We start from the raw sequence: 25,295 nt of genomic DNA, 5'->3' as shown, positions 1-25,295 counted from the left end.
ATGGATGTGTTAATCAATTTATTTGTAAATGGGATTTCAACAGGGATGCTCATTTTTTTATTAGCATCAGGACTTTCACTTATTTTCGGTTTAATGAGCGTTCTAAACTTCGCACATGGTGGTTTATTTGCCTGGGGAGCGTTTACAGGTGTTTGGTTATTTAATATGACAGGTAGTTATGTATTAGCGTTAATTGGAGCAATTGCTATGGGGATGTTTCTTGGATTCATTTTAGAAAGATTTCTTATTAGACCGGTATATGGAAATCATGTTCGCCAGCTTCTTGTGACGCTTGGAGGAATGCTTGTACTTAGTGAATGTATTAAAGTATTTTGGGGGCCAAATCCAATTGGTGCTAAATTACCGTTATGGTTACAAGGTAGTTATACATTTGAAGGCGTTATATTAATTAAATATCGTCTATTCGTTATTTTAATTGGGATCATCATTTACATTGCCTTACTATTATTGCTCAAAAAAACAAAGATAGGTCTAATGATACGCGCTGGTGTAATAGATAAAGAGATGGTTCAAGCGCTCGGTATTAACGTAAAAGCAATATTTTCTTTCGTCTTTTTATTAGGAGCAGGGATGGCAGCGTTGGGAGGCTTCTTATTAGCACCGTATTCAGGAGTTATTTTCGCCGAGATGGGTATGCAGTATGCGATTTTAGCTTTCATAGTAGTAATCATTGGAGGATTAGGAAGCGTACAAGGTTCAGCAATCGCATCTTTAATTGTCGGATTAGCGGGTGCCTTTACAGCGTATTTTATACCGGATTTATCACTTGCAATCAATATGTTAATGTTACTATTTTTCTTAATAGTGAAGCCAAATGGACTTGTTAGTGAAAAGGGGTGAAATGGTGAACAGCACATCAAATCGAATTAAAGTATACTTCGGAGTATTTATGCTCATTTGTTTAAGTGTATTTCCATTCGTAAATGATTCACGGAGCTTGTTAATTTTGTTCACTCAAATCTTCATCTTTGCTATTTTTGCAATGAGTTTTGATGTATTGCTTGGTTATACAGGAATTGTATCGTTCGGCCATTGTATGTTCTTTGGAATAGGAGCGTATGGGGTAGCACTTTTATTTGATCGGCAAGGAGTATCCATAACGAACTTTTTAATAGGGCTAGTAGCTGCAATTATCATTTCAGTAATTGTTAGTTATATAATCGGTTTGCTTTCGTTACGGCTGAAAAGTCATTTTTATGCAATGTTAACACTTGCTATTTCACAGTTGTTTTTCGTACTTGCTGAAAAATGGCGTGGACTCACTCATGGAGGAGACGGTTTTACATTTGGTGTACCAGACTTATTCCGTGATCGTTTTACGTTTTATTATGTAACACTTATATGTTTAATTGTCATTTTTATTCTGTTACGTCTTTTCACAAAATCTTCTATTGGAAAAGTATTAAAGGCAATTTCACAAAATGAGCAACGTGTTGAAGCATTAGGATATAAAGTTCTTCATTATAAAATTATTGCTAGTATTGTTGCAGGAGTAGTTGCTACAATTAGCGGTGGTTTATTTGTTATCACACTACGCTTTGTTAATACGACTGTATTTTCAATTGAAATGACATTAAATGCATTATTGATGACAATGATTGGAGGTGTTGGAACGTTAATTGGAGCAATTGCTGGAGCTGGAATTATTGAATCACTGAAATATTATTTATCAGAACTAGCCACAGCGTATCCGATTTTTGAAAGATGGACAATTATTCTTGGTTTATTGTACATTATCGTCTTGTTAGTTTTTCCGAAAGGATTAGTTGGCACGATTAAGAGACTGAAGAATGTGAAACAGAGTAAGAAGGAGAAAAGTGCAGAAGTGGAGCAAAATGTGTGAAAAATCAATTGTATAGAATATGAAAATCCCTCTTTTAAATTCGTAAAGGAGGGATTTTTATTGGTGTATGTAATTAGTTTATAGCTATTCTATTAATCAAATAGTTCATCAGGGATTTGTTTTAAAGAGTGTTGATTCGTAAAAAAATGAACAGCTAATTTTTCAATTGGAACATTTTCAATTGGTACCAATGTATCATTTCTAATCGGCAAAAAGGCTATTCCTTTTCCATCATGAATAAACTCTTCCATAAGCGAATAAGAATCTAATTGTTGAAGTTGACGCTGAGATAAATTATTTTCTTTTAGAAATTGTATCGTCTTATTTCTAAAAGGGCACCTTTTGTCATTACTAACGAAGAAGAGTTCCTTCGAATAGTCAATGGTACGTGTTTGTTTCGTTTTTAATAAGCCTATAGAAATTGAAGCAGTAAATACTTTTTTAAAAGCTTCGTCGGGATCCTCTTCATAAGTGATGACCATATCAACTTTTTGTTGATGCAGTAATTTTTGCAAATGACTGCTATTTTCTACGTATATTTGATAATTCCTGAAATTTTCTTTAATACGCTTACTTACATAATTAGTCAAAATAGATTGTGACGTCGCGATTATATAAGAAGAACCATTCGTTTTAATTTTATCTTTTGCTTCTTCTACTAGAGTTAATATTTGATTCGTGTAGTCTAATAAAATGTCACCAGAAGGTAATAAGGAAACGCCTTTGTTATCTCTATGTAGTAAAGGAGTTTCTAATTCTTGTTCTAATTTTTTGATTCGCTCAGTTACGTTTGGCTGAACATATCCTAACTCTTTAGCAGCTTTACTAATAGAACCTTCATTAGCTACAGTTTTGAATATAATAAGATCATTTATTTCCATTTATCACAGCCCCTTATACGGTATCATTATAAATGATAACAAACATAATTTATACCTATTTTACGTTAGTCAATCACCGGTTTATCATTGTGTATATAAGATAGAAAGTGAGTGATAAACATGATTGGAATGCAATATAAGGTCATTTTGCCAAAGGATTATGACATGGAGATTATTAAAAAAAGGGTAAAGGATAATGGGCATAAAACGGATGGTTTTCAAGAATTGAATTTCAAAGCATATTTAATTACTGAGGCAGGTATGGAAGGGAATTTCTATAACTGTTATGCACCTTTATATATTTGGAATGGCCATGAAGGAATGAACAAATTTATCTTTGAAGGGTATTACGATAATATTTTACAATCTTTTGGGTGGCAACAAATAAATATAGGTGCTCCATTAGTTGTTAATCTAAAGGATGATTTTAAGAAATGTAAGTATGTTGTTGAATATGTAGGGAGTATTTCTCAAAGTAATTCACTGAGGGAGACTCAATTAAAAACTATGAATGAATATGTAAAAAATATAGAAAAGTGTTTAGGAAATGTAATCATTTATAATCCAGATAAATGGAGGTATAGTCAGTTTAATTTTTATGAAGAAAAGCCTGAAATGGTAACAAATAAAGGTGTTACAGTATATGAGATTTTGCACATTTCACGATGAAAACTTGTTGAAGTTAAATTAGGAAAAAGGAATGAATATGTATGCCTTTTGTGAACGTTTATTATCATGAAAATATATTAAATAAAGAAGAGTTGAAAAAGATAGGTGAATGTATTCATCTGTCATTAATTGAACATTTTAACATCCTTGAAAATGATTTTTTTCAAATGTTTTTACCTTATCAACAAAATCACTTTTTATATAATCCATATTATTTATTAGAAAGAGGAGAAAAGAGAACAGAGAATATGATTTATGTTTCTATTACATGCGGACCGGGAAGAACGATAAAACAGAAAATGAATCTATATCAGTCGATATCCCTGAGGATTTCTGGATGTTCTAGTATAAAAAGTGCAGATATTTTTATTACGCTAAATGAGACATCTGCTGAAAATTGGTCATTTGGTCAAGGATTGGCACAATTGGTAAAAGTGAAGGGAGAGTGAAATGATGAATGAATCAATTAAATATTGTATTCAAGAGAGAATGAAATGATCGCATTAATAACACATATGGCTTTTTATGTTGGTTGGCCCAAAGCAGTGGGAGCTTTAAATATAGCAATGAATGAAATGGAAAGTTAAGAATAACGATAAGAAAGAATTCATTTAAATATGAATTCTTTCTTATCGTTATTTATGCAATACTCTAATGAGATATTTTTCACTTTTTCTCTTGCTTTTTTATCACTTGCGTAGTAAAGTGATAGTAAGATTCACGATAGGAAGTGATCAAATATGCGTGATAATACGATAGGGTCATTAATATGGTTACGTTTAATACGATTTACGAACCAAAGTAATCAGATGTCAAATGAGTTTTTAAAACGGTTTGATTTAACGACAGCTCAATTTGATGTGCTTTTGCAAATACGTACGTATCAGCCACTCACACAAATGGAGTTAGCTGAAAAGGTAACTGTTACACAAGGCGGTATTTCTCGAATGTTAACTCGTCTTGAAAAAGAAGGATATATTGTACGAAAACAAGACTGGAAAACGAAAACAATTAGTCTTACAGAGCAAGGGGAAGCAGCTTTAGAGAGAGCATTGCCAGAGCAACTTGCATTTCAATCATCGTTTTTTGATGATGTATTAAATGAAGAAGAGCAGAAAATATTATACGAGCTAATGACGAAAGTTCATAAGCATAGTGAAAAAAAAGAATTGCCGTAAGAGTAATTTTTTTTACACTATCAATTGACTAATCAAGTGAAAAAATAATTGAAGAATATGAATACGACTGAATTAAAGGAGAGAGCAACTATGGAAAAATACCGTATGGATACAAGTAAAGGAATAGAGTTTGGATTATATTCAATTGGGGATCATGTTTTAAATCCACATAACGGAGAGAAAATTAGTGCAGAACAAAGAATTCATGAATTAATTGAAACAGCTAAGTTAGGGGATGAATCTGGACTTGATGTATTTGCTGTCGGTGAAAGTCATCAAACGCATTTTACAACGCAAGCTCATACAGTTATTTTAGGAGCTATTGCACAAGCTACGAAAAATATAAAAATTGCAAGCTCAGCAACGATAGTAAGTACATCTGATCCGGTACGAGTATATGAGGACTTTGCTACAATTGACTTGATTTCTAATGGACGTGCAGAAATCGTGGCTGGTCGTGGATCTCGTATTGGGGGATATAGTTTGCTTGGTTATGACGTGAATGATTATGAAGAATTATTCGAAGAGAAGATGGATCTTTTATTAAAAATTAATAAAGAGGAACATGTAACATGGAACGGACAGTTCAGAGCGCCGCTTGCACATGCATCGGTTATTCCGAGAGCGAAAAATAATAACTTACCAATTTGGCGTGCAGTTGGTGGCCCGCCAGCTAGTGCAATTAAAGCAGGACGTGCGGGTGTGCCAATGATGATAACAACACTAGGTGGTCCAGCTATTAACTTTAAAGGATCAGTAGATGCTTACCGTGAGGCTGCTGAGCAAAGTGGATTTAATCCAGCAAATTTACCAGTTGCAACAACGAGTTTATTTTATACAGCAAAAAATTCACAGGATGCACTTAGTGAATACTATCCTCATATTAATGCTGGTATGCTTACACTGCGCGGTGGTGGATATCCGAAGCACCAATTTACAAATGCAGTAGATTATCGTGACGCATTAATGGTTGGTAGCCCGCAACAAATTATTGAAAAAATGCTTTACCAATATGAATTGTTTGGACAACAACGTTTTATGGCACAAATTGATTTTGGTGGTGTGCCACTTAATAAAATTGAGAAAAATATCGAATTAATTGCTACTGAAATATTACCGGCTGTAAGAAAACATACAGCAAAATAATTTGAAAAATACCGAGAGTCTAATCGATTCTCGGTATTTTTTTATGTATTAATTTAGTTTGAAAAATGGCAAAAAAATGAATTTTTAATCTAGAAAGAGGGAGGGTATTTTCTATTTTTGAATAACATTATTTCGTGTTTGAATTTTAGAAATATATTTTTCTCTTGACAAAAAACAAACTGATTTCTCCGTTGGTTTAGAGGACATTTTTTCGTGTGAAAGTCAAGTGTATGAAGAGAGAAATGATTATTTTATTGATATGAGAGTAAGTCTTATATTGAAAAAATACATTTTATTAATGAGAAAAATCTAATTCAAAAAAATGACAAAAGACATATTTCAGACAAAATGATGTCAATAATACGTCAAAAATCAGCTGAATTTACTATGCAGGTATATTATACAATTCGATTAACGGATAAAACACTACTGAAATAGTGAAAAGGTAAATTTTATGAGAAAGTTCTTTTGTAATGATCTTGAAAACTGAAAATTTATATTTTCTAAAAGTACATAAACAAATTTATCTTTCTATATTTCTAAGATTTGAGTTGTTTTATACATACAACTCAATTGAAATTACGATATAAAAAATTATGAAGGAAGTGATTGTAGTATGGAAACGCTCGAATTGGCACGAATACAATTCGCATCAACAACGATTTTCCATTACTTTTTTGTTCCGCTGTCTATTGGTTTAGCTTTTATCATTGCGTTAATGCAAACGTTATACGTGGTAAAGGGACAAGAAATTTATAAGAAAATGACGAAGTTTTGGACACAAATATTCCTAGTTAACTTTGCGGTAGGTGTAGTAACTGGTATTTTACAAGAATTCCAGTTTGGCATGAACTGGTCAACATATTCACGTTTCGTAGGTGATGTGTTTGGTCCATCACTTGCAATTGAAGGCTTATTAGCATTTTTCATAGAGTCTACATTCCTAGGTTTATGGGTATTCGGTGAGGACAAATTACCGAAGCGAATTCACTTGTTATGTATTTGGCTCCTTTCAATTGGAACAATGTTATCAGCATTTTGGATTTTAACTGCAAGTGCATTTATGCAATCGCCAGTAGGATATGAAATGGCAGCAGATGGACGTGCACAAATGAATGATTTCTTAGCGATTATTCAAAACCCACAATTATGGGTACAATTCCCGCATACAATTACAGCGGCGATTGCAACTGGTGCATTCTTTATTGCAGGTGTGAGTGCATGGAAAATAACGAAAGCTCAAGAAACTGAAGTGTTTAAAAAATCGTTCCGCATTTCTATCATTGTTGGAACACTTACAACGGCGTTAGTATTATTCTTCGGTCATGCGCAAGCACAACAATTAATTAAGACGCATCCAATGAAAATGGCAGCAGCTGAAGCGTTATGGAATACGAGTGAGGATCCAGCGCCATTTACAGTATTTGCGAAAATTGATGCAGAGAAGCAAGAAAATTCGTTTGAAATTCAAATCCCTTATATGCTAAGTCTATTATCATTTGATAAATTTAGTGGTCAAGTAGAAGGGATGAATCAAATTCAAAAACAATATGAAGAAAAATATGGGCCTGGAGATTATATACCGCCAGTACACACTATGTTCTGGAGTTTTAGAGCGATGGTAATGAGTGGAACATTTATGCTTCTTCTAGGAGCATACGGATGGTTCTTATCAAGAAAAGATCGTTTAGCTGAAAAAACTTGGTATTTAAAATTAATGGTGTATGCAATTGCACTACCGTTTATCGGTAATACAGTAGGATGGATTATGACTGAAATGGGACGTCAGCCTTGGGTAGTTTTCGGTGTTATGAAAACGGAAGATGCTGTATCTCCAAATGTTACGTTCGGAGAAGTATTATTCTCTTTAGTTTCATTCACATCACTATATTTAATTATAGGTGGAATCACTATTTACTTATTCGTTCGTATTATTAAAGGACATGAGAATAAGAAAGCGAAACAGGATTCTCAAAGCCATGATCCATTTGATAAGGAGGAAGAGTATGTTATCTCTTAATGAGTTGTGGTTTATCATTATTGCAGTTTTATTCGTAGGCTTCTTTGTACTTGAAGGTTTCGATTTCGGTGTAGGTATAGTTTCAAGGTTTTTAGGGGAAAACGATTTAGAGAAAAGAATTTACTTAAATACAATTGGCCCATTTTGGCACGCGAATGAAGTATGGCTTGTTTGTGCTGGTGGAGCTATGTTCGCGGCATTCCCGCACTGGTATGCAACTTTATTTAGCGGGTTTTACATTCCGTTTGTATTTATGCTTCTTGCTTTAATTATAAGAGGGGTTTCCTTTAAATTCCGTGCGAAAATAGACAATCATAAATGGAAAGGTTTTTGGGATTGGGGTATGTTTTTAGGAAGTTTACTACCGCCTGTTCTTTGGGGAGTTGCAATTGCTAACTTTATGGTAGGTATTCCAATTGATGAAACGAAAAATGCTGTAGGTGGATTCTTACCATTACTTCATCCATTTGCATTACTTGGAGGAGTTATGTTCCTTCTGCTATGTATTGTTCACGGATTGCAATTCCTTACTATACGTACAACTGGTAAGTTAAGAGAACGTGCACGTATTGCTGCGTTGAAAATTGCACCGCTTGCAATTATAGCACTTCTTATTTTTGCCGGTGTAGGGTTATGGAAAACAGATATATTCACTGGTCATGGTACAGAGTGGATTATGGTTCCGATCGGAGCTTTTGTAGCATTATGTGCGTCAACATTATTAAATAAAAGAAGAAGAGATGGTTGGGCTTTCGTTATGACGAGTTTAACAATCATTTTACTAAGTGCGAGTGTGTTTGCCGGCATGTTCCCACGTGTCTTAATTAGCTCGTTAGGGTCAATATACGATTTAACAATTTATAATGCAGCATCGGGAGATTATGCACTAAAACTGATGACGTATTTTTCAATTGCTATATTGCCATTTGTTTTGGGAAGTCAAATATGGAGTTTCTATGTGTTTAGACAACCTGTTAAGTCAGATAAAGATTTGGAGTACTAATGAAAAGAAAAAGAGGACTTCCATCGTATCCTGGTAGCCGAGTTTTATATGTAGTGTTAACAATCATTAGCATTTTAGAAGCTATAAGTATTATTGGGCAAACAGTGTTTTTAGCACGGGCTATTACGTTTTTATTTCAAGGAGAAACAGTGCAATCTGTGTTAAATGAAACGGTTTATTTTGGAATCACGTTTGCAGTACGTCATATGCTAGTTCGAATTTCGCAAATATTAGTGGAACGTTTCGCTGAAAAAACAGGATCGCTACTGCGAAAACAATTAATAGAGGCGTATTTCACATTAGGTCCACGGTATGTTCAAACTGCTGGAACAGGTCATCTGGTTACCTTATCGATTGAAGGTATTGAGAAATTTAAAACATATATTGAATTAACAATTCCTAAAATGATTAGAAGTAGTATCGTACCGGGACTAATTGTACTATATGTTTTTACGTTAGATATTGAGTCTGGAATCATTTTAGTTGTAACGATCCCTATCGTAATTACATTTATGATCCTACTAGGATTAGCAGCGCAGAAAATGGCGGATAGCCAATATGAAACATATCGAGTACTTTCTAATCATTTTGTAGATACATTAAAAGGATTAGAAACATTAAAGTATTTAGGGAAAAGTAAACAACACGAAGGAAAGATTGAAAAAGTAAGTAAAAGGTATAGAAAAGCAACGATGCGTACTTTGCGAGTTGCTTTTCTTTCTTCTTTTGCATTAGATTTCTTTACGAGTTTATCAATCGCATTTGTGGCAGTCGGATTAGGGATACGTTTAATAGATGGGACAATTGTACTATTGCCAGCCCTTACGATTTTAATTTTAGCTCCAGAATATTTTCTGCCGATTAAACAAGTTGGAGCGAATTATCATGCTACGTTAGATGGACAACTTGCAATGGAGCAAATAGAAGAGATTTTACAGCAGCAAAAAGAAATAGGAAAGAAAGAATCTAATGTAGATCTAATCTGGAATTCCTCTAGTAACTTGAATTTACAAGATGTAAAAGTAAAGAGTGGTGAATCTGAAAAAGCTATATTAGAGGGAATTGATTTTACTTGGAAAGGCACCGGCGCTATAGGTGTAATTGGTGAAAGTGGGGCAGGGAAATCGACGTTAATTGACGTATTAGCAGGATTTTTAACTCCTTCGGGTGGAAAGCTGATAATAAATGGTGTGAAAATTGACGGGTCTACTCGAGAAGATTGGCAAAAGAATATTGTTTATATTCCGCAGCAACCTTATATTTTCCCACTTTCATTAAAAGATAACATTTGTTTCTATGAAACAAATACAACTGATGCAGAAGTGGAAAGAGTTATTAATGAAGTTGGTCTTCGTTCACTCGTTACATCGCTTCCGAACGGGATGTATGAAAGAATTGGAGAAGGTGGACGTATGCTTAGTGGGGGGCAAGAACAACGTGTCGCTATGGCGCGTGCACTTTTAAGCAAAAAGCCAATTATTTTATTAGACGAGCCTACAGCACATCTTGATATTGAAACTGAATTTGAAATAAAGCAAGCGATGTTACGTCTGTTTGAAGGTAAGCTAGTATTTCTTGCAACACATCGTCTTCACTGGATGAAACAGATGGATCATGTTCTTATTTTAAATAAAGGGGAAATGATAGAAAGCGGCACGTATGAAGAACTTTTAAAGAATGAGGCATTACATTTTCAAAGGAAAGAGAGGGGATAGAGATGAGTAACTGGATTAAACCTTATATACAGCAAAATAAAGGTAGAATGACTTTAACTATTTTCCTTGGTCTTCTTGGAGTTAGTTCAGGTGCGATGTTACTTTTCATTTCAGGTTATTTAATCTCTAAATCTGCTCTTAGACCAGAAAATGTAATGGCTGTATATGTTCCTATCGTTGCAACACGTGCGTTTAGTATAGGACAAGCGGTATTTCATTATTTAGAGCGTTTAGTTGGACACGATGTCGTACTACGCATATTAGAAAAGATGAGAACGAAACTATACAGAATAGTAGAACCGCAGGCGTTATTTTTCCGCTCACGATTTCAAACGGGCGATATGTTAGGTATATTATCCGAAGATATAGAGCATTTGCAAAACCTATATTTACGTACAATATTTCCTAGTCTATTAGCATTAGTTGTATATAGTATATTCGTACTTGTTATCGGTGCATTTGACGTAGTATTTGCACTTATTACAGCATGTATGTTGGCTATTATCGTTTTTCTTCTTCCGTTTGTATCATTACTTTTAATGAAGCAGCATCATGTTACTTTAAAGCAAGGAAGAAGCCGTTTGTATCAACAACTAACAGACGCTGTTTTTGGGTTATCTGATTGGCAAGCAAGTGGTAGAAAAGATGAATTCATTGATAAGTATGTAGAGCAAAATGCTCAGTTGTTAAAAACGGAAAAAAGAATGAAGCGCTGGAATCATATTCGGGACAGTATCATTCAATTAGTAGTGGGGATTGTAGTTATTTCAATGATCATATGGACTGGAAATGAGGCGGCAAGTGAACAGATTGCACCTACCGTTATTGCGGCTTTCGTCTTAATGACGTTATCAGTCACAAACGCGCTTATTCCTCTTTCAGATGCTATCGATCGAATTCCATCATATGTAGAATCTGCTCATCGTCTAAATAAAGTAGAAGCTAATGATGTTTTACAGGATGAAAAGGAATTACATGAGGATAAAGATTATGTTGCATCAAAACATATAGACATTGAATTAAATAATGTATCGTATAGTTACCCAGATAGTAATGAATTTGTATTGAAAGAAGTATCACTGCAAATAAAGGCAGGAAAGAAAATCGCCATTTTAGGAAGAAGTGGAACAGGAAAATCTACTTTGTTAAAATTGTTAGCAGGTGCGCTAAGCCCGTTACATGGTGAAGTTTTACTGAATAGTGAACATGCTCATACGAATCTTTTATCAAAATATATTTCTGTATTGAATCAAAAGCCGCATTTATTCGATACGACAATTGGAAATAATGTGCGAATCGGTAAACCAGAGGCTACGGATGAAGAGATATGGACAGCTTTAGAGAAAGCACAATTAGCTTCGCATATAGCTTCTCTTCCAGATGGATTGCAAACAAAAATGCATGAAATGGGAAAAAGGTTTTCTGGTGGAGAAAGACAACGGGTTGCTTTTGCTAGAACGCTAATGCAAGAGGCTCCAATTATTGTACTTGATGAACCTACGATCGGCTTAGATCCAAAGACAGAACTATCTTTAATAGAAACAATGTTTTCTGCAACAGAAGAAAAGACTGTTATTTGGATTACACACCACCTTGTAGGAATTGAACATGTAGATGAAGTTATATTCCTTGATCGTGGTCAAATTGTGATGCAAGGCAGTCATGAACAACTTCTGAAAGAAAACGAGAAGTATCGAAAGCTTTATGAGTTAGATAAAGGAATATAGTTTGAATAAGTAATAATTGTAAAAATAGCTACGCCAAATGGTGGAGCTATTTTTGTTTTGAAATGAATATTCTATTCTTTTTTAATGTTGGATTGCAGATGTATATGATCATTATGAATGAAAAATGAATTTCATATTATACATATAATGGAGGGGGATATACATGAAGGAGCAGTATAAAATTATTGTTTTAAGTGATGAAGTATCAGGGGGAAGGATTCAAAATGCATTAGACAAAAATAAATGTAAAACAATAGTTCATGTTGTAGACGTTTCAACTATTGTTCGTATAGAAAATTCTTTTCAATATATAGTCATTTGGAGAGTGGACGCAGAAAAACTTACAAATGAATTGATAAACAAGGGCGTGCAAAGTAAAAAAATTATTAATTTAACAAAATACATGTATGAATGGAGGAATAAATTAATTTCTATATATCAAATAAATCCAGATCTTATGTTTTTATACATGTCTATGAAAAAAGTAAAGAGTGATCCCACGTATGAATTGTTTGCTACCGGTTTGTCTTATCCGCATTGTGGCATAAGTACGGAGCTCCTCTCAAAAAAGTCAATAAAATTAACACTTCCATCGCAAGATCTATACTATGATTATTTAATAGCGTCACAACTTCTATCAAACGATCATTCATTTCAATATTGTTTGATAGGAATAGCTTATTTCTCTTTTTACTTTGACATGTCGTTATCATCTGAAGTATATAGAATTCACAAAGTATATTATCCATTGTTTCAAGACGGTCATCATACTGTAGTCCATTCTCCTCTACCCACTGATGGATTCTCACATCTAGATACTCCGAAACCACTTTTTTCTATTTTTAATTTGCATTTTGAATATCTTTTACTAGACGAACTAAAAGATGAATCATTGAAACTACCTTGGATAAATGCTGAATGGAATACCACTCCCCTTCATATTCCTTTTGAAGAACATGGGAAAATAAGAGCAGCTTCACATGCTAAATTGTCTTATCCTCATACTTTAGTTGAAAATAAAACGATTTTTAAAACATATTTAGAATTACTGTTAAAAAATGATATAAAGCCACTAATCGTTGTATTTCCTGTTACTTCACATTATTTCAATTGTAGTAGTAAGAAATTAAAAGCAGATTTTTATAAAGTTATAAATGATTTTCAAACTCAATATTCTTTTCAAATCATAGATTTATTTGATTCACCATTATTTTGTGATGATGATTTTTATGATAGTGATCATATGAATAAAAAAGGTGCAAATAAAATGTCCGCGTTATTAAATATGTTTATTCAGGAACGAAAAGTATGATATTTTGTTTCATGTTTGCATAAAAGTAAATAGGCTCCATACAGTTAAGTAATGTGATTTTGCATCGAGTATACAAATAATATGCGAAGGGGTGAGAGAGTAAAATGAGAACTCGTTTTGAAAGAACTGAAGAGGCGAGAGATCAACTTCCATTGGTAAGTGTTTTAATTCCTACGTATAATCGTCCTCGCTACTTTGAAAAAGCGTTATGTAGTGTGTTAGAACAAACATACCCTAATATAGAAATTATAGTTGGAGATGATAGCACGAATGACGAAACAGAAAAGATGCTACAAAAATACTTATGTAATCATTCAAATATTATTTATATAAAAAACAGGTCAACTCTCGGACAATTTGAAAATGCGCTAATGTTATTTAATGAAGCGAACGGTGAGTATATAAATTTTTTAATGGATGATGATATATTTCATGTGAATAAAATTGAAAAAATGATGAAGTATTTTTTCAATGATCTAGATAATGAAATTAAGCTTATAACATCTCATCGTCAAGTAATTGATGATAAAGGGAAAGAACTAAGACATATTTATTCAACTGTCCGCTTATTTGAAGAGGATATGATTATAGAGGGAACAGAATTAGGAAATAGGGTAATTGTAGATCAAAAAAATTATATTGGAGAACCGACAACAGTTTTATTTCGTAAAAATGATTTACAAGAACCGTATGGGGTTTTTGATAAGAGGAGGTATCTATGTAACGTAGATATCGCTTCATGGTTATCTTTATTAAGTAAAGGAAAAGCAGTATATATAGCAGAGACACTTAGTTACTTTCGATTACATCCAGATCAACAGTTAAATGAATCTAATAAAATAATGGATGGGTTAGAAGACTTTTCACATAGTATTATGATAGCAGGGGAAAAATATGGTTTCTTATCCAACGAAAAAGAGTTAGACAAAGCGATAACTAATTTTCTAGATTATGCAAGAAGGATAGTTCCATCATCGATATTATATACATTAGACTATTATCAAAAAATTAGGGGAAAGAAAATAAACATAGAAAAGAAGAAACAACATATAAATAATAATTCTCCTTTACCGAAAGTAAGTATACTTATTCCTGCGTACAATAGACCTTATTACTTGGAATTAGCGCTCAATAGCGCTCTGAATCAAACATATGAAAATATTGAAATTATTATTTCTGACGACAGTACAAATAATGAAGTTAATGCTATGATTCAACCGTATTTACGTGAATATGAGTGTATTACATATGTTAAAAATGAAACACCTTTAGTTGCTGAAAACTTTAATAAGTGTATAGAACTTGCGAACGGTAATTATATAAACTTTTTATTAGATGATGACTTATTTCATCATGAAAAGATCGAGAGAATGATGAAATACTTTTTGACGTTAGAAAATATTTCATTTGTGACGTCATATCGTGAACTGATTGATGAGAATGGAGAGATATTACCACCCTCAACATTGAATATGAAAATTGCGAAAGAAACTACACTTTTTGAAGGGAAAGAATTAGGGAATTACATATTAAAAAATTTAAAAAATATAGTTGGTGAGCCGACAACTGTTCTATTTAATCGAGATTTGTTTGAAGGGAAGTTTGGGTATTTTAAAGGAAAGGCTTATTCCGCCATTAATGACATTGCAACTTGGCTAGATATGATGAGGAAAGGAAAAGTAGTTTATATACAAGAACCTCTTAGTTATTTTAGACAACATAGTGGACAAAATCAAAAACAAATGCATTTTATTTTAATGACAATTGAAGAATGGGCTGAATTAATTATAGATGCGTATAATAGTGGATTTTTAAGTTCTGAGAGAGATTATAAAGAGAGCTTATCTTATTGCTTAGAAAATGCGGGATTTATAGTTAAGGATGCAGTAAGAAATGGAGAACTAGATCAAATTTATAATGAAAAGATAAAAAAAGGGTTAAACAAGCTAATTGCTTATATGTTTGAGAAAGAATCTTGTTATTGTCAATATTGCAATCAACAATTTGAAAAATTTTCACCTTGGCCAGCACATTATGATTTTCCGAAATATAAATTTGAGATGTGGAATAAAGATACAGGGATATGCCCAGTTTGTAGTTCAATGGATCGTGAAAGATTGTATCGTGCGTACATTGAAACGGAAACGGACTTGTTAAGTGAAAATTATACAATGCTTCATATTGCACCTGAAGCGAAGGTAAGAGATTGGTTTAACGAGTATAAAAATATTACTTATGTATGTGGGGATTTAGAGCCAAAGGATCCATTGATGAAGGAAATTGATGTTACAAGAATTACATATGATAGTAATACTTTTGATGTAATTTTATGTAGCCATGTATTAGAACACGTTCTTGATGATGACAAAGCAATGCGAGAGTTATATAGAGTTTTAAAGCCAAATGGATGGGGAATTATTCAAGTACCAATCGTAATGAATGTAGATTCTATTATAGAGAATGAATTAATTGTAACACCACAATTGAGGAAATTAGCTTTTGGTCAAGAAGATCATGTGAGAATTTATAATCAATCGGGATTCATTCAACGATTAATGAATGCGGGATTTAAGGTGGAATTATATAACATAGCTGAAAGACAAGGAATGAAAAGTGCTAGGAAATTTGGATTATCTGAAACAGATATGCTCTATATTGTCCGAAAATGATAGGAAGGAATAGATAGATATGAAGAATATTCCTTTTTTACGTGCTTCAACTGTACCTGTAATTGAGTATTTGGACGAATTGAAGGAAATTGATACATCTCACATATATACGAATTATGGACCTATAAATCAACGTTTTGAAGAAACAATTATGTCCGAATTTTTTCAGAACAGGGGAGCTGTTACAACGGTAGCAAACGCAACGTCAGGGTTAATGGCCGCTATTCAACTTAAGAAAAGAAGAAACGGAAAGTATGCCCTCATGCCTAGTTTTACATTCCCTGCGACTCCATTAGCGGCTATTTGGTGTGGGTTGGAGCCTTATTTTATTGATATTTCAATAGATGATTGGTATATGGATAAAACAGTACTTTTGGATAAAATTGAAGAATTAAAAGAAGAGGTTGCGATTGTTGTCCCGTACGCAACTTTTGGATCATGGATGAACTTAGAAGAATATGAAGAATTAGAGAAGAAGGGAATTCCGGTTGTCGTAGATGCGGCACCGGGGTTTGGGTTAATGAATGGAAGTATGCATTACGGTCAGGATTTTAGTGGTATGATCGTATATAGTTTTCATGCAACAAAGCCGTTCGGAATTGGTGAAGGAGGGCTCATATATAGTAAAAAGGAAGAAGATATACAACGTATTAAAAGAATGGGTAATTTCGGATTTGATAAAAATCGTGAATGTACGATGATGGGGTTTAATTGTAAAATGTCTGAATATGCGGCAGCTGTTGGGATTGCGACTATGAAAAAATGGAATCAAAAATTAAAAGAACGCACCCGTATTTCTGAATGGTATAAACAATTGTTACAAAGTAATGGATTAATGAAAAAAGGATGGAAACTCCAAAAGACAGAAGCAGTTATTCAACAATTTATGCCTATTCTTTGTCCGGAAGAAGTTCACAACATACAAGTAATAGAAGAACTGAAAAAACAGAAAATAGAAGCTAGATTATACTTTTCACCATCATGCCACCAACAAGTTCTTTTTAGAACTTATAAGTCTACAGATTTAATAGAAACGAATAAAATAGCCAAACGAATAGTAAGTTTACCTTTATGGGAAGGAATGACGAAAGAAATAGTAGAACAAATTGTAATCTGTTTAAGGCAGAAGGTGGTGTCGGCAGATGAATAGTTTTTATAGTCAAGAAGAGCTAAAGAAAATTGGATTTTTATCTGTTGGGAAAAATGTATTGATTAGTAAAAAAGCAAGTATATATAATCCAGGTGTTATATCAGTTGGTAATAATGTAAGAATTGATGATTTTTGTATTTTAAGTGGTAAAATCACAATTGGAAGTTATTCGCATATATCAGCGTATACAGCGTTATATGGAGGGGAAGTTGGGATTGAAATGTATGACTTTGCAAATATCTCAGCTAAAACAATCGTATATGCAGTACTTGATGATTTCAGTGGAAATACTTTAATGGGGCCAACTGTTCCGAATCAATATAGGAATGTGAAAACAGAAAAAGTTATTTTAAAAAAACATGCGATTATTGGTGCTAATTCTATTATTTTTCCAAATGTAACTATAGGAGAAGGCACGGCAGTAGGCGCGATGAGTATGGTGAAAGAGAGTTTAGATGATTGGTATATTTATGCTGGAGTTCCCGTAAAAAAAGTAAAGCCTCGTCAAAAAAAGATGCTAGAGTTAGAAATTGATTTTTTAAAAAGCATTCATTCTTAATAAAAAAGAATGAATGCTTTGTATTTTTCTCCCGCTATTTGCCGAGCAGTAAAACCCCATCTCAAAATTGAGCGAAAGGAATGAAGTTAGGTTGGGGCCTTGTTGCCAGTAAAAAACGATTGGTGAGGGCTGATTAAAGTTTTACTTTATGACAAGCAGAATGTATTTTAACTTATTATGTATTAAATTTTGCTGACCAAGGCAATACTGAGCCATAGTGAATGTAAAGTTGGAGGGCGAGCGTATATGTTTGATGAGGATGGGATAGTTTTAATTATGGAACCAGCTGATGAAAGGAACTTGAGGAGATTTATTTTTTCAGTGCCAAAATCAGTGTATGAAAAGAAGGGGCTTACATTACACTACGGAACAGCTATAGGACAAGGATATATGGATATAATTGAAGATATTATTAGCGTACATATAGAAATAGATGTTGTAACTGTAATCGGGCATGTAAGAGGCTAAATAGCTATTTGAAAAAAGGTTTTAAGTAATTTAGATAGAAGTTATGATAGAGAAAATTGAAGACAATTATAAAAATGAAGGGAGCCTACAATGAAAATAAAATCAATTTTATTAGCATGTATAGTCTCAATTGGATTAATGGGATGTTCACTAGTAGAGGAAGGAAAGAACTCCCTAGATTATGCGCAAAAAGCGACAGACTATGTAAATGAAATAAGTGCATTTGCAAATGATGCACCAGCATTAGCAGAAAAGGCTGTTAATGATAGCGAAGCTCGAAAAGAATTAGAAACGAAGCTTAGTGAAATTAAACAAGACATACCCGCATTCAATGAATTAACGCCACCTGATGTAGCAAAGGATCTTCATCAGCAAATTGTCGGATATAACGAAAAGTTAAATACGTTAATTGATACGGCAATGACAAAGATAGAAGAAGGAAAAGTAGATGTAGAGCAATTTAAAAACTCTGAGCTTATGCAGACGGTAGATCAAGTTCGAGATTTGAAAGATAAGATACAAAATTTAGGGCAATAATGAAAAGCTCCGGTTGTAATAACGGAGCTTTTTTATGTTTTCTAATGGAAAAGTCCATTATATTTTCTTCCTATAATATAAGAGTTTTTATCACACTGCTTGCCGGGCAGCCCAATTGGTGATGGCTGATTAAAGTTTTATTTTATATCTTCCATTTTTCTAAAATATGTATCGACTTATTGGTTGCATCCATGTTCACTTGAACACCTATAGGCATAGTGATCATCGGATGGGTATGACAACAATCAAAGTCAGCTAGTAAAGGAATCCTTTGATTTTGGAGTACTTCTAAAAGTATTTCGTAAGGTTTGCGATTTGTACCACAATCATCAAATTGCTCATGTTTTCCAAGAATAATGCCTGAAACTTTTTCAAATACACCGTTAATTTTTAGGAATGAAAAGCTTCTTTCAATGGTAGCTGCATCTTTTGAGCTATCTTCAATAAATAGAATATCGCCTTCTTGAATACATGGCATATAAGGACTGCTCCAAATTCCTTGTATTGTATTTAAGTTGCCACCAATAACACGTCCAGTAGCTTGTCCGTTTGTTACAGAAATCCAATTATTTGGTCTAAGTTCTTTATCTTTCGTTTTCTCTTCCCAATTAATAAATTCGTCTGACCAAAATAAAGGTTGTTTTATGTTGTAAGGAAGTGCTTGGTCATGCAGTAATGTTTCTGCAAAATATTTGTACGTATCATCTACAAAAGGCTCAAATTCTCCAAAAGAGGGAACGAGTGCCGGACCGTAAAATGTAGGAATTCCTGTTTTTGCATAAATCCCTAGTAATAAAGCTGTTGCATCTGAATAGCCAATCATTATTTTAGGGTTATTTTGAAAAGCATCATAATCAATATAAGGTAATAAGGAATTAGAATTTAGACCGCCAATTGTTGACATGATACAAGATACATTAGGATTTCTTATTAAAGCATTCAGTTCCTTAGCACGCTCTTGTATACTACCCGAACGATAATAATCATATCGACCTGTTAGTGAACCTTCTAATATATGAAATCCTTTCTGTTGTAAGTAAGATTTCGCTCGTTCAAATCTTTTGGGAGAAGTGTAGGTTACTGGAGAAGAAGGTGAGTAAATCCCAATTGTGTCTCCGTATTTTAATGATTTTGGAAGTGGCATTTGTATGAATCCCTTCTATTAAATAGTTTAGCCGCGTGAATATATTGTTGAATATTCTTATATTTCAGTATCATTGTAACATAAATATATTGAAATATAATTGTTATAGATGAATAAATAGACTTTTTATCTTGACGATATAAAGGGAAAGTTGTTATGGTTAAACGTGAGTGTATAAAAGGTTTGCTAAAGGAGTTTTGAAATGAAGCGGTTAAAATGGGGAAGGCTGACGATCCTAGTAGTCATTATTTTAGGGATATGTTGGTTCTTATTCCAAGGAACTCAAAAGAGTGCAACAAATATAGAGGGACAACCTTTACAGGTGGCAGAACTACCTAAAACAGGATTAGCTGAAAAAGTAGTGCCACCAAAGTACATACCACCGAAAATTGATGCAAAAGCAGCTATGATTATTGATGCGAGTAATGGAGAAGTTATTTATCAACATAATGAAAAAGAAGCTTTTGCGCCAGCAAGCATGTCTAAGATGATGACAGCGTATCTTCTATTAGAAAATGTACATAATGGGAAAGTTCGCTGGGAAGATCCGGTGAAAATGAGTACGAAAGCGGCACAAACAGAGGGTGCGAGAATCCCAGTCCAAGTGAATGACACATTGACTGTTAAAGATTTGTACCATGCATTAATGATTGAATCGGCAAATAATTCGGCTGTAGCTTTAGCAGAACATATGGCTAAGACGGAGAAAGATTTCGTTCAGCTTATGAATGCAAAAGCGAAGGAGTTAAAAATGTCGGATTATGCTAAATTCGCAAATGCATCAGGACTACAAGAACCTGATGGAAGTGAGACGAAGATGACGGCTGCTGATGTAGCAAACTTGGCGTATCATCTAATAAAAGACTATCCAGAAATATTAGAAGTGACTCACTTACGTCAAAGTCAGTTAGCATTTAATAATATTAATGTTATAAGTACAAATGATATGTTAAACAAAAATAATAAAGCTTTATATATAGAAGGAATAGACGGATTAAAAACAGGATTTACAGATAGCGCGGGGTATTGTTTTACGGGTACAGCAAAACAAGGTGATACTCGTATTATTACTGTTGTAATGGGAACGAAAGGTAAAACGCAGCGTTTTACAGAGACGAACAAGCTAATGTCTTATGCTTTTGGCTTAGTTAATTAAGTGAAATACTGAGTTGGATCATCATATAAGCAAGGCAATTTGTTGTTACTTATTATCGGTAACAATAAATTGCCTTTTTATTGTTAGTATTAGGAAGTAAAAAGGTAAAAAATGTGAGTGTTATTATTTGAGTTTATTATTATTTGAGTTTATTATTGTTTGAGTTTATTATTGTTTGTTGATAGTATAAAGTTAGAAGCTTATTAATGATAAGTTTTAAGAGGCGGAACATGATGTATACATATGAAAAAGCCTCAAATGAAAATTGGAGGGAATTATGATGGCAAAAGATTTTTACACAGCAATTGAAGACAGAAGATCTATTTACGCGATTAGTAAAGAGCAAGTAGTTTCTGATGAAAAAATTCAAGAAGTGATTTATCATGCTGTAAAACATACACCTTCAGCTTTTAACTCTCAGAGTGCCCGCGTTGTCGTCTTGCTAGGAGAACAACATGATAAGTTATGGGATATTACGAAAGAAACGTTACGAAAAATTGTACCTGAAAATAACTTTGCATCTACTGAAGAAAAAATGAATGCATTTAAAAGTGGTTATGGAACGGTTTTATACTTTGAAGACAGTCAAGTAGTGGAAGAACTGCAAGAAAACTTTACATTATACAAAGAGAATTTCCCAACGTGGTCACAGCAATCCTCAGGAATGTTACAATTTGCAATTTGGACAGCTTTAGAAATTGAAGGATTTGGTGCTACATTGCAGCATTACAATCCATTAATTGATGAAGAAGTGAGAAAAGAATGGGAAGTTCCAGAAATCTGGAAACTTACTGCGCAAATGCCGTTTGGTAAACCGGTGGTACCTGCAGGTGAAAAAGAATACCAACCTTTAGAAAATCGTGTGAAAATTTATAAATAATGCGAGATAAAAGGTGAACAGGGATACAACCTGTTCACCTTTTATAAGTAATAAGGATTTTTTTGATAGGAATTTTTCATCTGATCTTTTAATTCGTTTTTACGTGTTTCAATAGTTGATATTTTTTGTAAGGTAATAATTGAAACGAATTGAAAAAAAGCAGAGTACAATTCTATATTTTTATTTATAGGATCATCTATTATGTTTTTCATAAATATACCTCCTTTTTTAATCCCATTATTTGCGGGCAATAAGACTTCCATCTCAAAATTCAATGTACCGCCCTGTAAAAGTTCCATAGGTTTCAGTGTAGGGTAAATAAAATTTGTATTGGTTAAAATGCCACTATATATATGATAATATAAATATCCTATAAATTCCATATTTAGTGAAAAATAGGTAGTGGTGTGTGTGTTTTCGCCAAATTAGAACAGAATTTTTGAAGTTAAATCTTACAAATCGTCAAATCTTTTATAAGTGATAGATAGTATCAAAAAAGTTTTCTGAAAATATTATACTATTGATTAAAAAAGCATTTTTTGTCATGATAAGAGTATGCTTTATGTAAGGGACTTTACTAGAAAATACATTCTTTGCATTGGATTAGATGAATAGAGTTTTTCAAAGTGGATAGAAAATGTATATTAAGATAATGAATGAAATGTCGAATTTTCAATGAAATACATAAGAGAATTGAAAAAAGCATTGCAAAAACAATAAGTTTAATGGTAAAGTTCACATGAAGTTCACACGGAATTCACTTCATTCATTTAAAATGAACTCTGTGTGAAAAATAAAACTCTTGTTAAAAAATGGAACTTAATGAATATTTTACTTTGATAATATTGTAATGTATTAAGTTTATAAGTTTTTTTAAGAGGATAGTAGGGAAAGGAAGTAAAGACAACTTATGAAAAAAGTAATTGCAGGTTTAGCAGCAGCTTCTGTAGTGGGTGTTGCAGTTCCAGGTATGGATTCTGCTCAGGCACAAGTTTCAAATGAGGCGCTAAAAGAAATTAATGGACAAACTCAAACTCAAACGACTGTAACTGAAACAAAAAAGGTAGAAACAACTTCTGAATTAAAATACACGGTAACAGCTGATGTATTAAATGTACGTTCAGGTGCTGGTACAGGACATAACGTTATTTCTAAAGTGAAATCAGGTCAAGTACTACAAGTAATTGGACAAGAAAACGGTTGGTTCAAAGTAACTGTAAACGGTCAAACTGGTTATGTAAGTGGTGACTTCGTAACGACTGGTGGTAAAACAGGAACTACTGTTCAACAAGGAACTGGTACTTACACAGTAAACGTTTCTTCACTAAACGTACGTACAGGCCCAAGTACATCTCATACAGTATTAGGCTCTGTAAATAAAGGTAAAACAGTACAAGTTGTTGGAGAAGTAGAAGATTGGTTTAAAATCAACTTCAATGGTGGAACTGGATACGTAAGCAAAGACTTCGTAACAAAAGGTGGTTCTGCTGTATCTAACGAAACAAAACAACCAACTACAAACAACAATACTACTACAGTTCAAACTGGTGGTTCTTATGTTGTTAACACTGGTGCTTTAAAAGTACGTACAGGCCCAGCTACATACAACGCTGTAATCGGTGGCGTAACACAAGGTAAAGTATTAAACGTTACTGGCGCTGAAAATGGTTGGTACAAAATTAACCATAACGGCCGTACAGGTTACGTAAGTGCAGACTTCGTTAAGTTTGTAAAAGGCGGAGTAAACAACGTTACAAATAACAATAACGTTACAAATAACGTTCAACAACCAGGTAAAGACGTACAAAAACCAACAACAGGTGGAGATACATCTTCAATCGCTGGATTCGCTAGATCTTTAAATGGTTCACCATACAGAACTGCTGGTACAACACCTGCTGGTTTTGACTGCAGTGGATTCATTCACTACGTATTAAATCAAACTGGTCATAAAGGCGCTCGTCAAACAGTTGCTGGATACTGGAGCTCTAAAACAAAAACTAGCAATCCACAACCAGGTGATTTAGTATACTTCCAAAATACTTATAAATCAGGTCCTTCTCACATGGGTGTTTACTTAGGAAACGGTCAGTTCATTAGTGCAGAAACTGATGCAACTGGTGTACGTATTAGTTCTGTAAGTAACTCTTACTGGAGCAAGCACATGTTAGGTTACACAAAAGCATACTAAGAAAAAGTAGTTTATATACTTTTCGTATAGAGAAAAGGCTTTCCAGGGAAACTTGGGAAGCCTTTTTATAGTTGAGTTGGGAATGTAGTAGTTTTTACTGTAACTTCCCATTTAAAAATCGAGCGTATAGGTCATGAAAGTAGTTCGGACGAAATAAGTTTGCTGCATGTCCTGCTAACGGTATTTCTTTATATAAAACGTTAGGAAGAACGGACTTTAAATCAAAAAGACAAGATTTATAGAGATGATCATGTTCACCCATTACCCATAATATAGGGTGGGGAAGTGATTTTAATTTAGATTTTAAATCGAATTCTAAACGATGCCGTAATGATTGGGAAATAATTGATGAATGTAATTGCAATCCGAAACGGTAATAAATATTTCTTGAAATGACTGCGAACGGATTTGCCTTTAGTATGCCACTTGGAAAAATGGTATTTGCATATTGAGAGAGCCATTTAGAGTATTCGTCTCCGCGCTTCTCCCAAAATTTTTGAAATACGTTATATAAAAGGGATGGATTATTATAATGTCCACCAATATGACAAATGCTTAATACTTTTTCTGGGTGCATTTGTGCAAAAATTGTAGAGATATAACAGCCATAACTTAGAGCGCAAATATGAGCTTTTGTAATACCTTCTTTTTCATATAATTTCAATAGTTGATCTACGAGGCGCTGTAATGAAAATTCGATAGCTTCTCCTTTATCGTCGCCGTGACCTAATAAGTCATAAGTAATAATGTTGTAAGAGGCGGAAAATCGCTTATGCTCTTTTTTGAAGGCACGACGATTGCCGACTAATCCATGAATAAAAATGATTGTTTCCTTTTCGGAATGTATATTTGTTTGCAAAAAGGATACTCCTTTCAATAACGGGAGATTTATACAGTATTGTAAATTAGTTATCTATAATTCACATAGAATAATATTAAGTACCAGGTAATAATATCAGATGTTTATATCTGTTGTAAAGATGCGTTTGTATGTATATTTTGTAAAAACAGAAAAAGTGTGTTTAC

General features: G+C 33.4%; 23 protein-coding genes and 1 pseudogene. 20 read left to right on the top strand and 4 right to left on the bottom strand.

Annotation, left to right across the window (positions count from 1 at the left end):
• On the top strand, window positions 1-861 hold the full coding sequence (locus tag QCI46_RS18220) for a branched-chain amino acid ABC transporter permease (RefSeq protein ID WP_000382797.1): 861 nt from the start codon (window positions 1-3) through the stop codon (window positions 859-861).
• Window positions 862-910: 49 nt separating this feature from the next.
• Entirely contained in the window at window positions 911-1,864 is a 954-nt protein-coding gene (locus tag QCI46_RS18215) for a branched-chain amino acid ABC transporter permease (RefSeq protein WP_048561510.1), read from the top strand.
• A gap of 92 nt (window positions 1,865-1,956) precedes the next feature.
• Here the strand turns inward: QCI46_RS18215 and QCI46_RS18210 are convergent, their stop codons facing one another.
• Window positions 1,957-2,745 carry a LysR family transcriptional regulator gene (locus QCI46_RS18210; protein ID WP_327960470.1) on the bottom strand — a complete coding sequence of 263 codons (789 nt, stop codon included), beginning with the start codon at window positions 2,743-2,745 and terminating at the stop codon, window positions 1,957-1,959.
• A gap of 120 nt (window positions 2,746-2,865) precedes the next feature.
• Between QCI46_RS18210 and QCI46_RS18205 the strand changes: the two genes are divergently transcribed.
• From QCI46_RS18205 to QCI46_RS18135, 15 genes and pseudogenes are all read left to right on the top strand, one after another.
• The gene (locus QCI46_RS18205) at window positions 2,866-3,414 is read left to right on the top strand and encodes a DUF4865 family protein (RefSeq protein ID WP_353841071.1); all 549 of its coding nucleotides are present in this window, start codon (window positions 2,866-2,868) and stop codon (window positions 3,412-3,414) included.
• A gap of 41 nt (window positions 3,415-3,455) precedes the next feature.
• The gene (locus QCI46_RS18200) at window positions 3,456-3,863 is read left to right on the top strand and encodes a tautomerase family protein (protein WP_327960472.1); all 408 of its coding nucleotides are present in this window, start codon (window positions 3,456-3,458) and stop codon (window positions 3,861-3,863) included.
• A gap of 36 nt (window positions 3,864-3,899) precedes the next feature.
• Window positions 3,900-4,001, top strand: a pseudogene (locus QCI46_RS18195) (carboxymuconolactone decarboxylase family protein); the annotation flags it as partial.
• Window positions 4,002-4,154: 153 nt separating this feature from the next.
• Entirely contained in the window at window positions 4,155-4,592 is a 438-nt protein-coding gene (locus QCI46_RS18190; RefSeq protein WP_327960474.1) for a MarR family winged helix-turn-helix transcriptional regulator, read from the top strand.
• A gap of 90 nt (window positions 4,593-4,682) precedes the next feature.
• Window positions 4,683-5,738: an LLM class flavin-dependent oxidoreductase gene (locus QCI46_RS18185; protein WP_353841070.1), complete on the top strand. Its 1,056-nt coding sequence runs from the start codon at window positions 4,683-4,685 to the stop codon at window positions 5,736-5,738.
• 616 nt (window positions 5,739-6,354) lie between these two features.
• A complete protein-coding gene (gene cydA, locus QCI46_RS18180) occupies window positions 6,355-7,758 on the top strand; it encodes a cytochrome ubiquinol oxidase subunit I (protein WP_000448888.1) in 1,404 nt (467 codons plus the stop codon).
• Window positions 7,745-8,761 (top strand): cytochrome d ubiquinol oxidase subunit II, encoded by a 1,017-nt coding sequence (gene cydB / locus QCI46_RS18175; protein ID WP_000950075.1) that lies wholly within the window; start codon window positions 7,745-7,747, stop codon window positions 8,759-8,761. The genes cydA and cydB overlap by 14 nt, the downstream gene beginning before the upstream one ends.
• A complete protein-coding gene (gene cydD / locus QCI46_RS18170; protein WP_353841069.1) occupies window positions 8,761-10,476 on the top strand; it encodes a thiol reductant ABC exporter subunit CydD in 1,716 nt (571 codons plus the stop codon). Before cydB ends, cydD begins: the two co-directional genes overlap by 1 nt.
• 2 nt (window positions 10,477-10,478) lie before the next feature.
• Complete coding sequence (gene cydC, locus QCI46_RS18165; RefSeq protein ID WP_353841068.1) at window positions 10,479-12,203, top strand: thiol reductant ABC exporter subunit CydC; 1,725 nt, start codon at window positions 10,479-10,481, stop codon at window positions 12,201-12,203.
• A gap of 163 nt (window positions 12,204-12,366) precedes the next feature.
• Window positions 12,367-13,515 (top strand): hypothetical protein, encoded by a 1,149-nt coding sequence (locus QCI46_RS18160; protein WP_353841067.1) that lies wholly within the window; start codon window positions 12,367-12,369, stop codon window positions 13,513-13,515.
• A 104-nt stretch (window positions 13,516-13,619) separates the two neighbouring features.
• The gene (locus QCI46_RS18155) at window positions 13,620-16,184 is read left to right on the top strand and encodes a glycosyltransferase (RefSeq protein WP_353841066.1); all 2,565 of its coding nucleotides are present in this window, start codon (window positions 13,620-13,622) and stop codon (window positions 16,182-16,184) included.
• Window positions 16,185-16,203: 19 nt separating this feature from the next.
• Complete coding sequence (locus tag QCI46_RS18150) at window positions 16,204-17,334, top strand: aminotransferase class I/II-fold pyridoxal phosphate-dependent enzyme (RefSeq protein ID WP_353841065.1); 1,131 nt, start codon at window positions 16,204-16,206, stop codon at window positions 17,332-17,334.
• The gene (locus QCI46_RS18145; RefSeq protein WP_353841064.1) at window positions 17,327-17,893 is read left to right on the top strand and encodes an acyltransferase; all 567 of its coding nucleotides are present in this window, start codon (window positions 17,327-17,329) and stop codon (window positions 17,891-17,893) included. The genes QCI46_RS18150 and QCI46_RS18145 overlap by 8 nt, the downstream gene beginning before the upstream one ends.
• A 246-nt stretch (window positions 17,894-18,139) precedes the next feature.
• The gene (locus QCI46_RS18140; protein WP_063224199.1) at window positions 18,140-18,361 is read left to right on the top strand and encodes a hypothetical protein; all 222 of its coding nucleotides are present in this window, start codon (window positions 18,140-18,142) and stop codon (window positions 18,359-18,361) included.
• Between the two features lie 90 nt (window positions 18,362-18,451).
• Entirely contained in the window at window positions 18,452-18,898 is a 447-nt protein-coding gene (locus QCI46_RS18135; protein ID WP_327960485.1) for a DUF6376 family protein, read from the top strand.
• Window positions 18,899-19,040: 142 nt separating this feature from the next.
• Here the strand turns inward: QCI46_RS18135 and QCI46_RS18130 are convergent, their stop codons facing one another.
• Window positions 19,041-20,042 carry a S66 family peptidase gene (locus tag QCI46_RS18130; protein WP_127814727.1) on the bottom strand — a complete coding sequence of 334 codons (1,002 nt, stop codon included), beginning with the start codon at window positions 20,040-20,042 and terminating at the stop codon, window positions 19,041-19,043.
• 202 nt (window positions 20,043-20,244) lie between these two features.
• Here QCI46_RS18130 and QCI46_RS18125 point away from each other — a divergent pair, with 202 nt between their 5' ends.
• Both QCI46_RS18125 and QCI46_RS18120 read left to right on the top strand, forming a co-directional pair.
• Window positions 20,245-21,198: a D-alanyl-D-alanine carboxypeptidase family protein gene (locus QCI46_RS18125; protein WP_088121899.1), complete on the top strand. Its 954-nt coding sequence runs from the start codon at window positions 20,245-20,247 to the stop codon at window positions 21,196-21,198.
• A 277-nt stretch (window positions 21,199-21,475) separates the two neighbouring features.
• Window positions 21,476-22,078, top strand: a complete 603-nt coding sequence (locus QCI46_RS18120) for a nitroreductase family protein (protein ID WP_327960488.1) — start codon at window positions 21,476-21,478, stop codon at window positions 22,076-22,078.
• Between the two features lie 41 nt (window positions 22,079-22,119).
• Here the strand turns inward: QCI46_RS18120 and QCI46_RS18115 are convergent, their stop codons facing one another.
• Complete coding sequence (locus QCI46_RS18115) at window positions 22,120-22,290, bottom strand: hypothetical protein (protein WP_048543210.1); 171 nt, start codon at window positions 22,288-22,290, stop codon at window positions 22,120-22,122.
• A gap of 698 nt (window positions 22,291-22,988) precedes the next feature.
• Between QCI46_RS18115 and entFM the strand changes: the two genes are divergently transcribed.
• Window positions 22,989-24,269, top strand: a complete 1,281-nt coding sequence (gene entFM / locus QCI46_RS18110; protein WP_353841063.1) for an enterotoxin EntFM — start codon at window positions 22,989-22,991, stop codon at window positions 24,267-24,269.
• A gap of 94 nt (window positions 24,270-24,363) precedes the next feature.
• Here entFM and QCI46_RS18105 read toward each other — a convergent pair whose 3' ends face one another.
• A complete protein-coding gene (locus tag QCI46_RS18105) occupies window positions 24,364-25,128 on the bottom strand; it encodes an alpha/beta fold hydrolase (protein ID WP_088063066.1) in 765 nt (254 codons plus the stop codon).
• Window positions 25,129-25,295: the final 167 nt, after the last annotated feature.

The organism is Bacillus cereus group sp. RP32 (assembly GCF_040459735.1).
GTDB classification, from domain to species: domain Bacteria; phylum Bacillota; class Bacilli; order Bacillales; family Bacillaceae_G; genus Bacillus_A; species Bacillus_A wiedmannii.
Note: the sequence above shows the minus strand (reverse complement) of the source record. Positions and strands in the feature narration are given on the sequence as shown.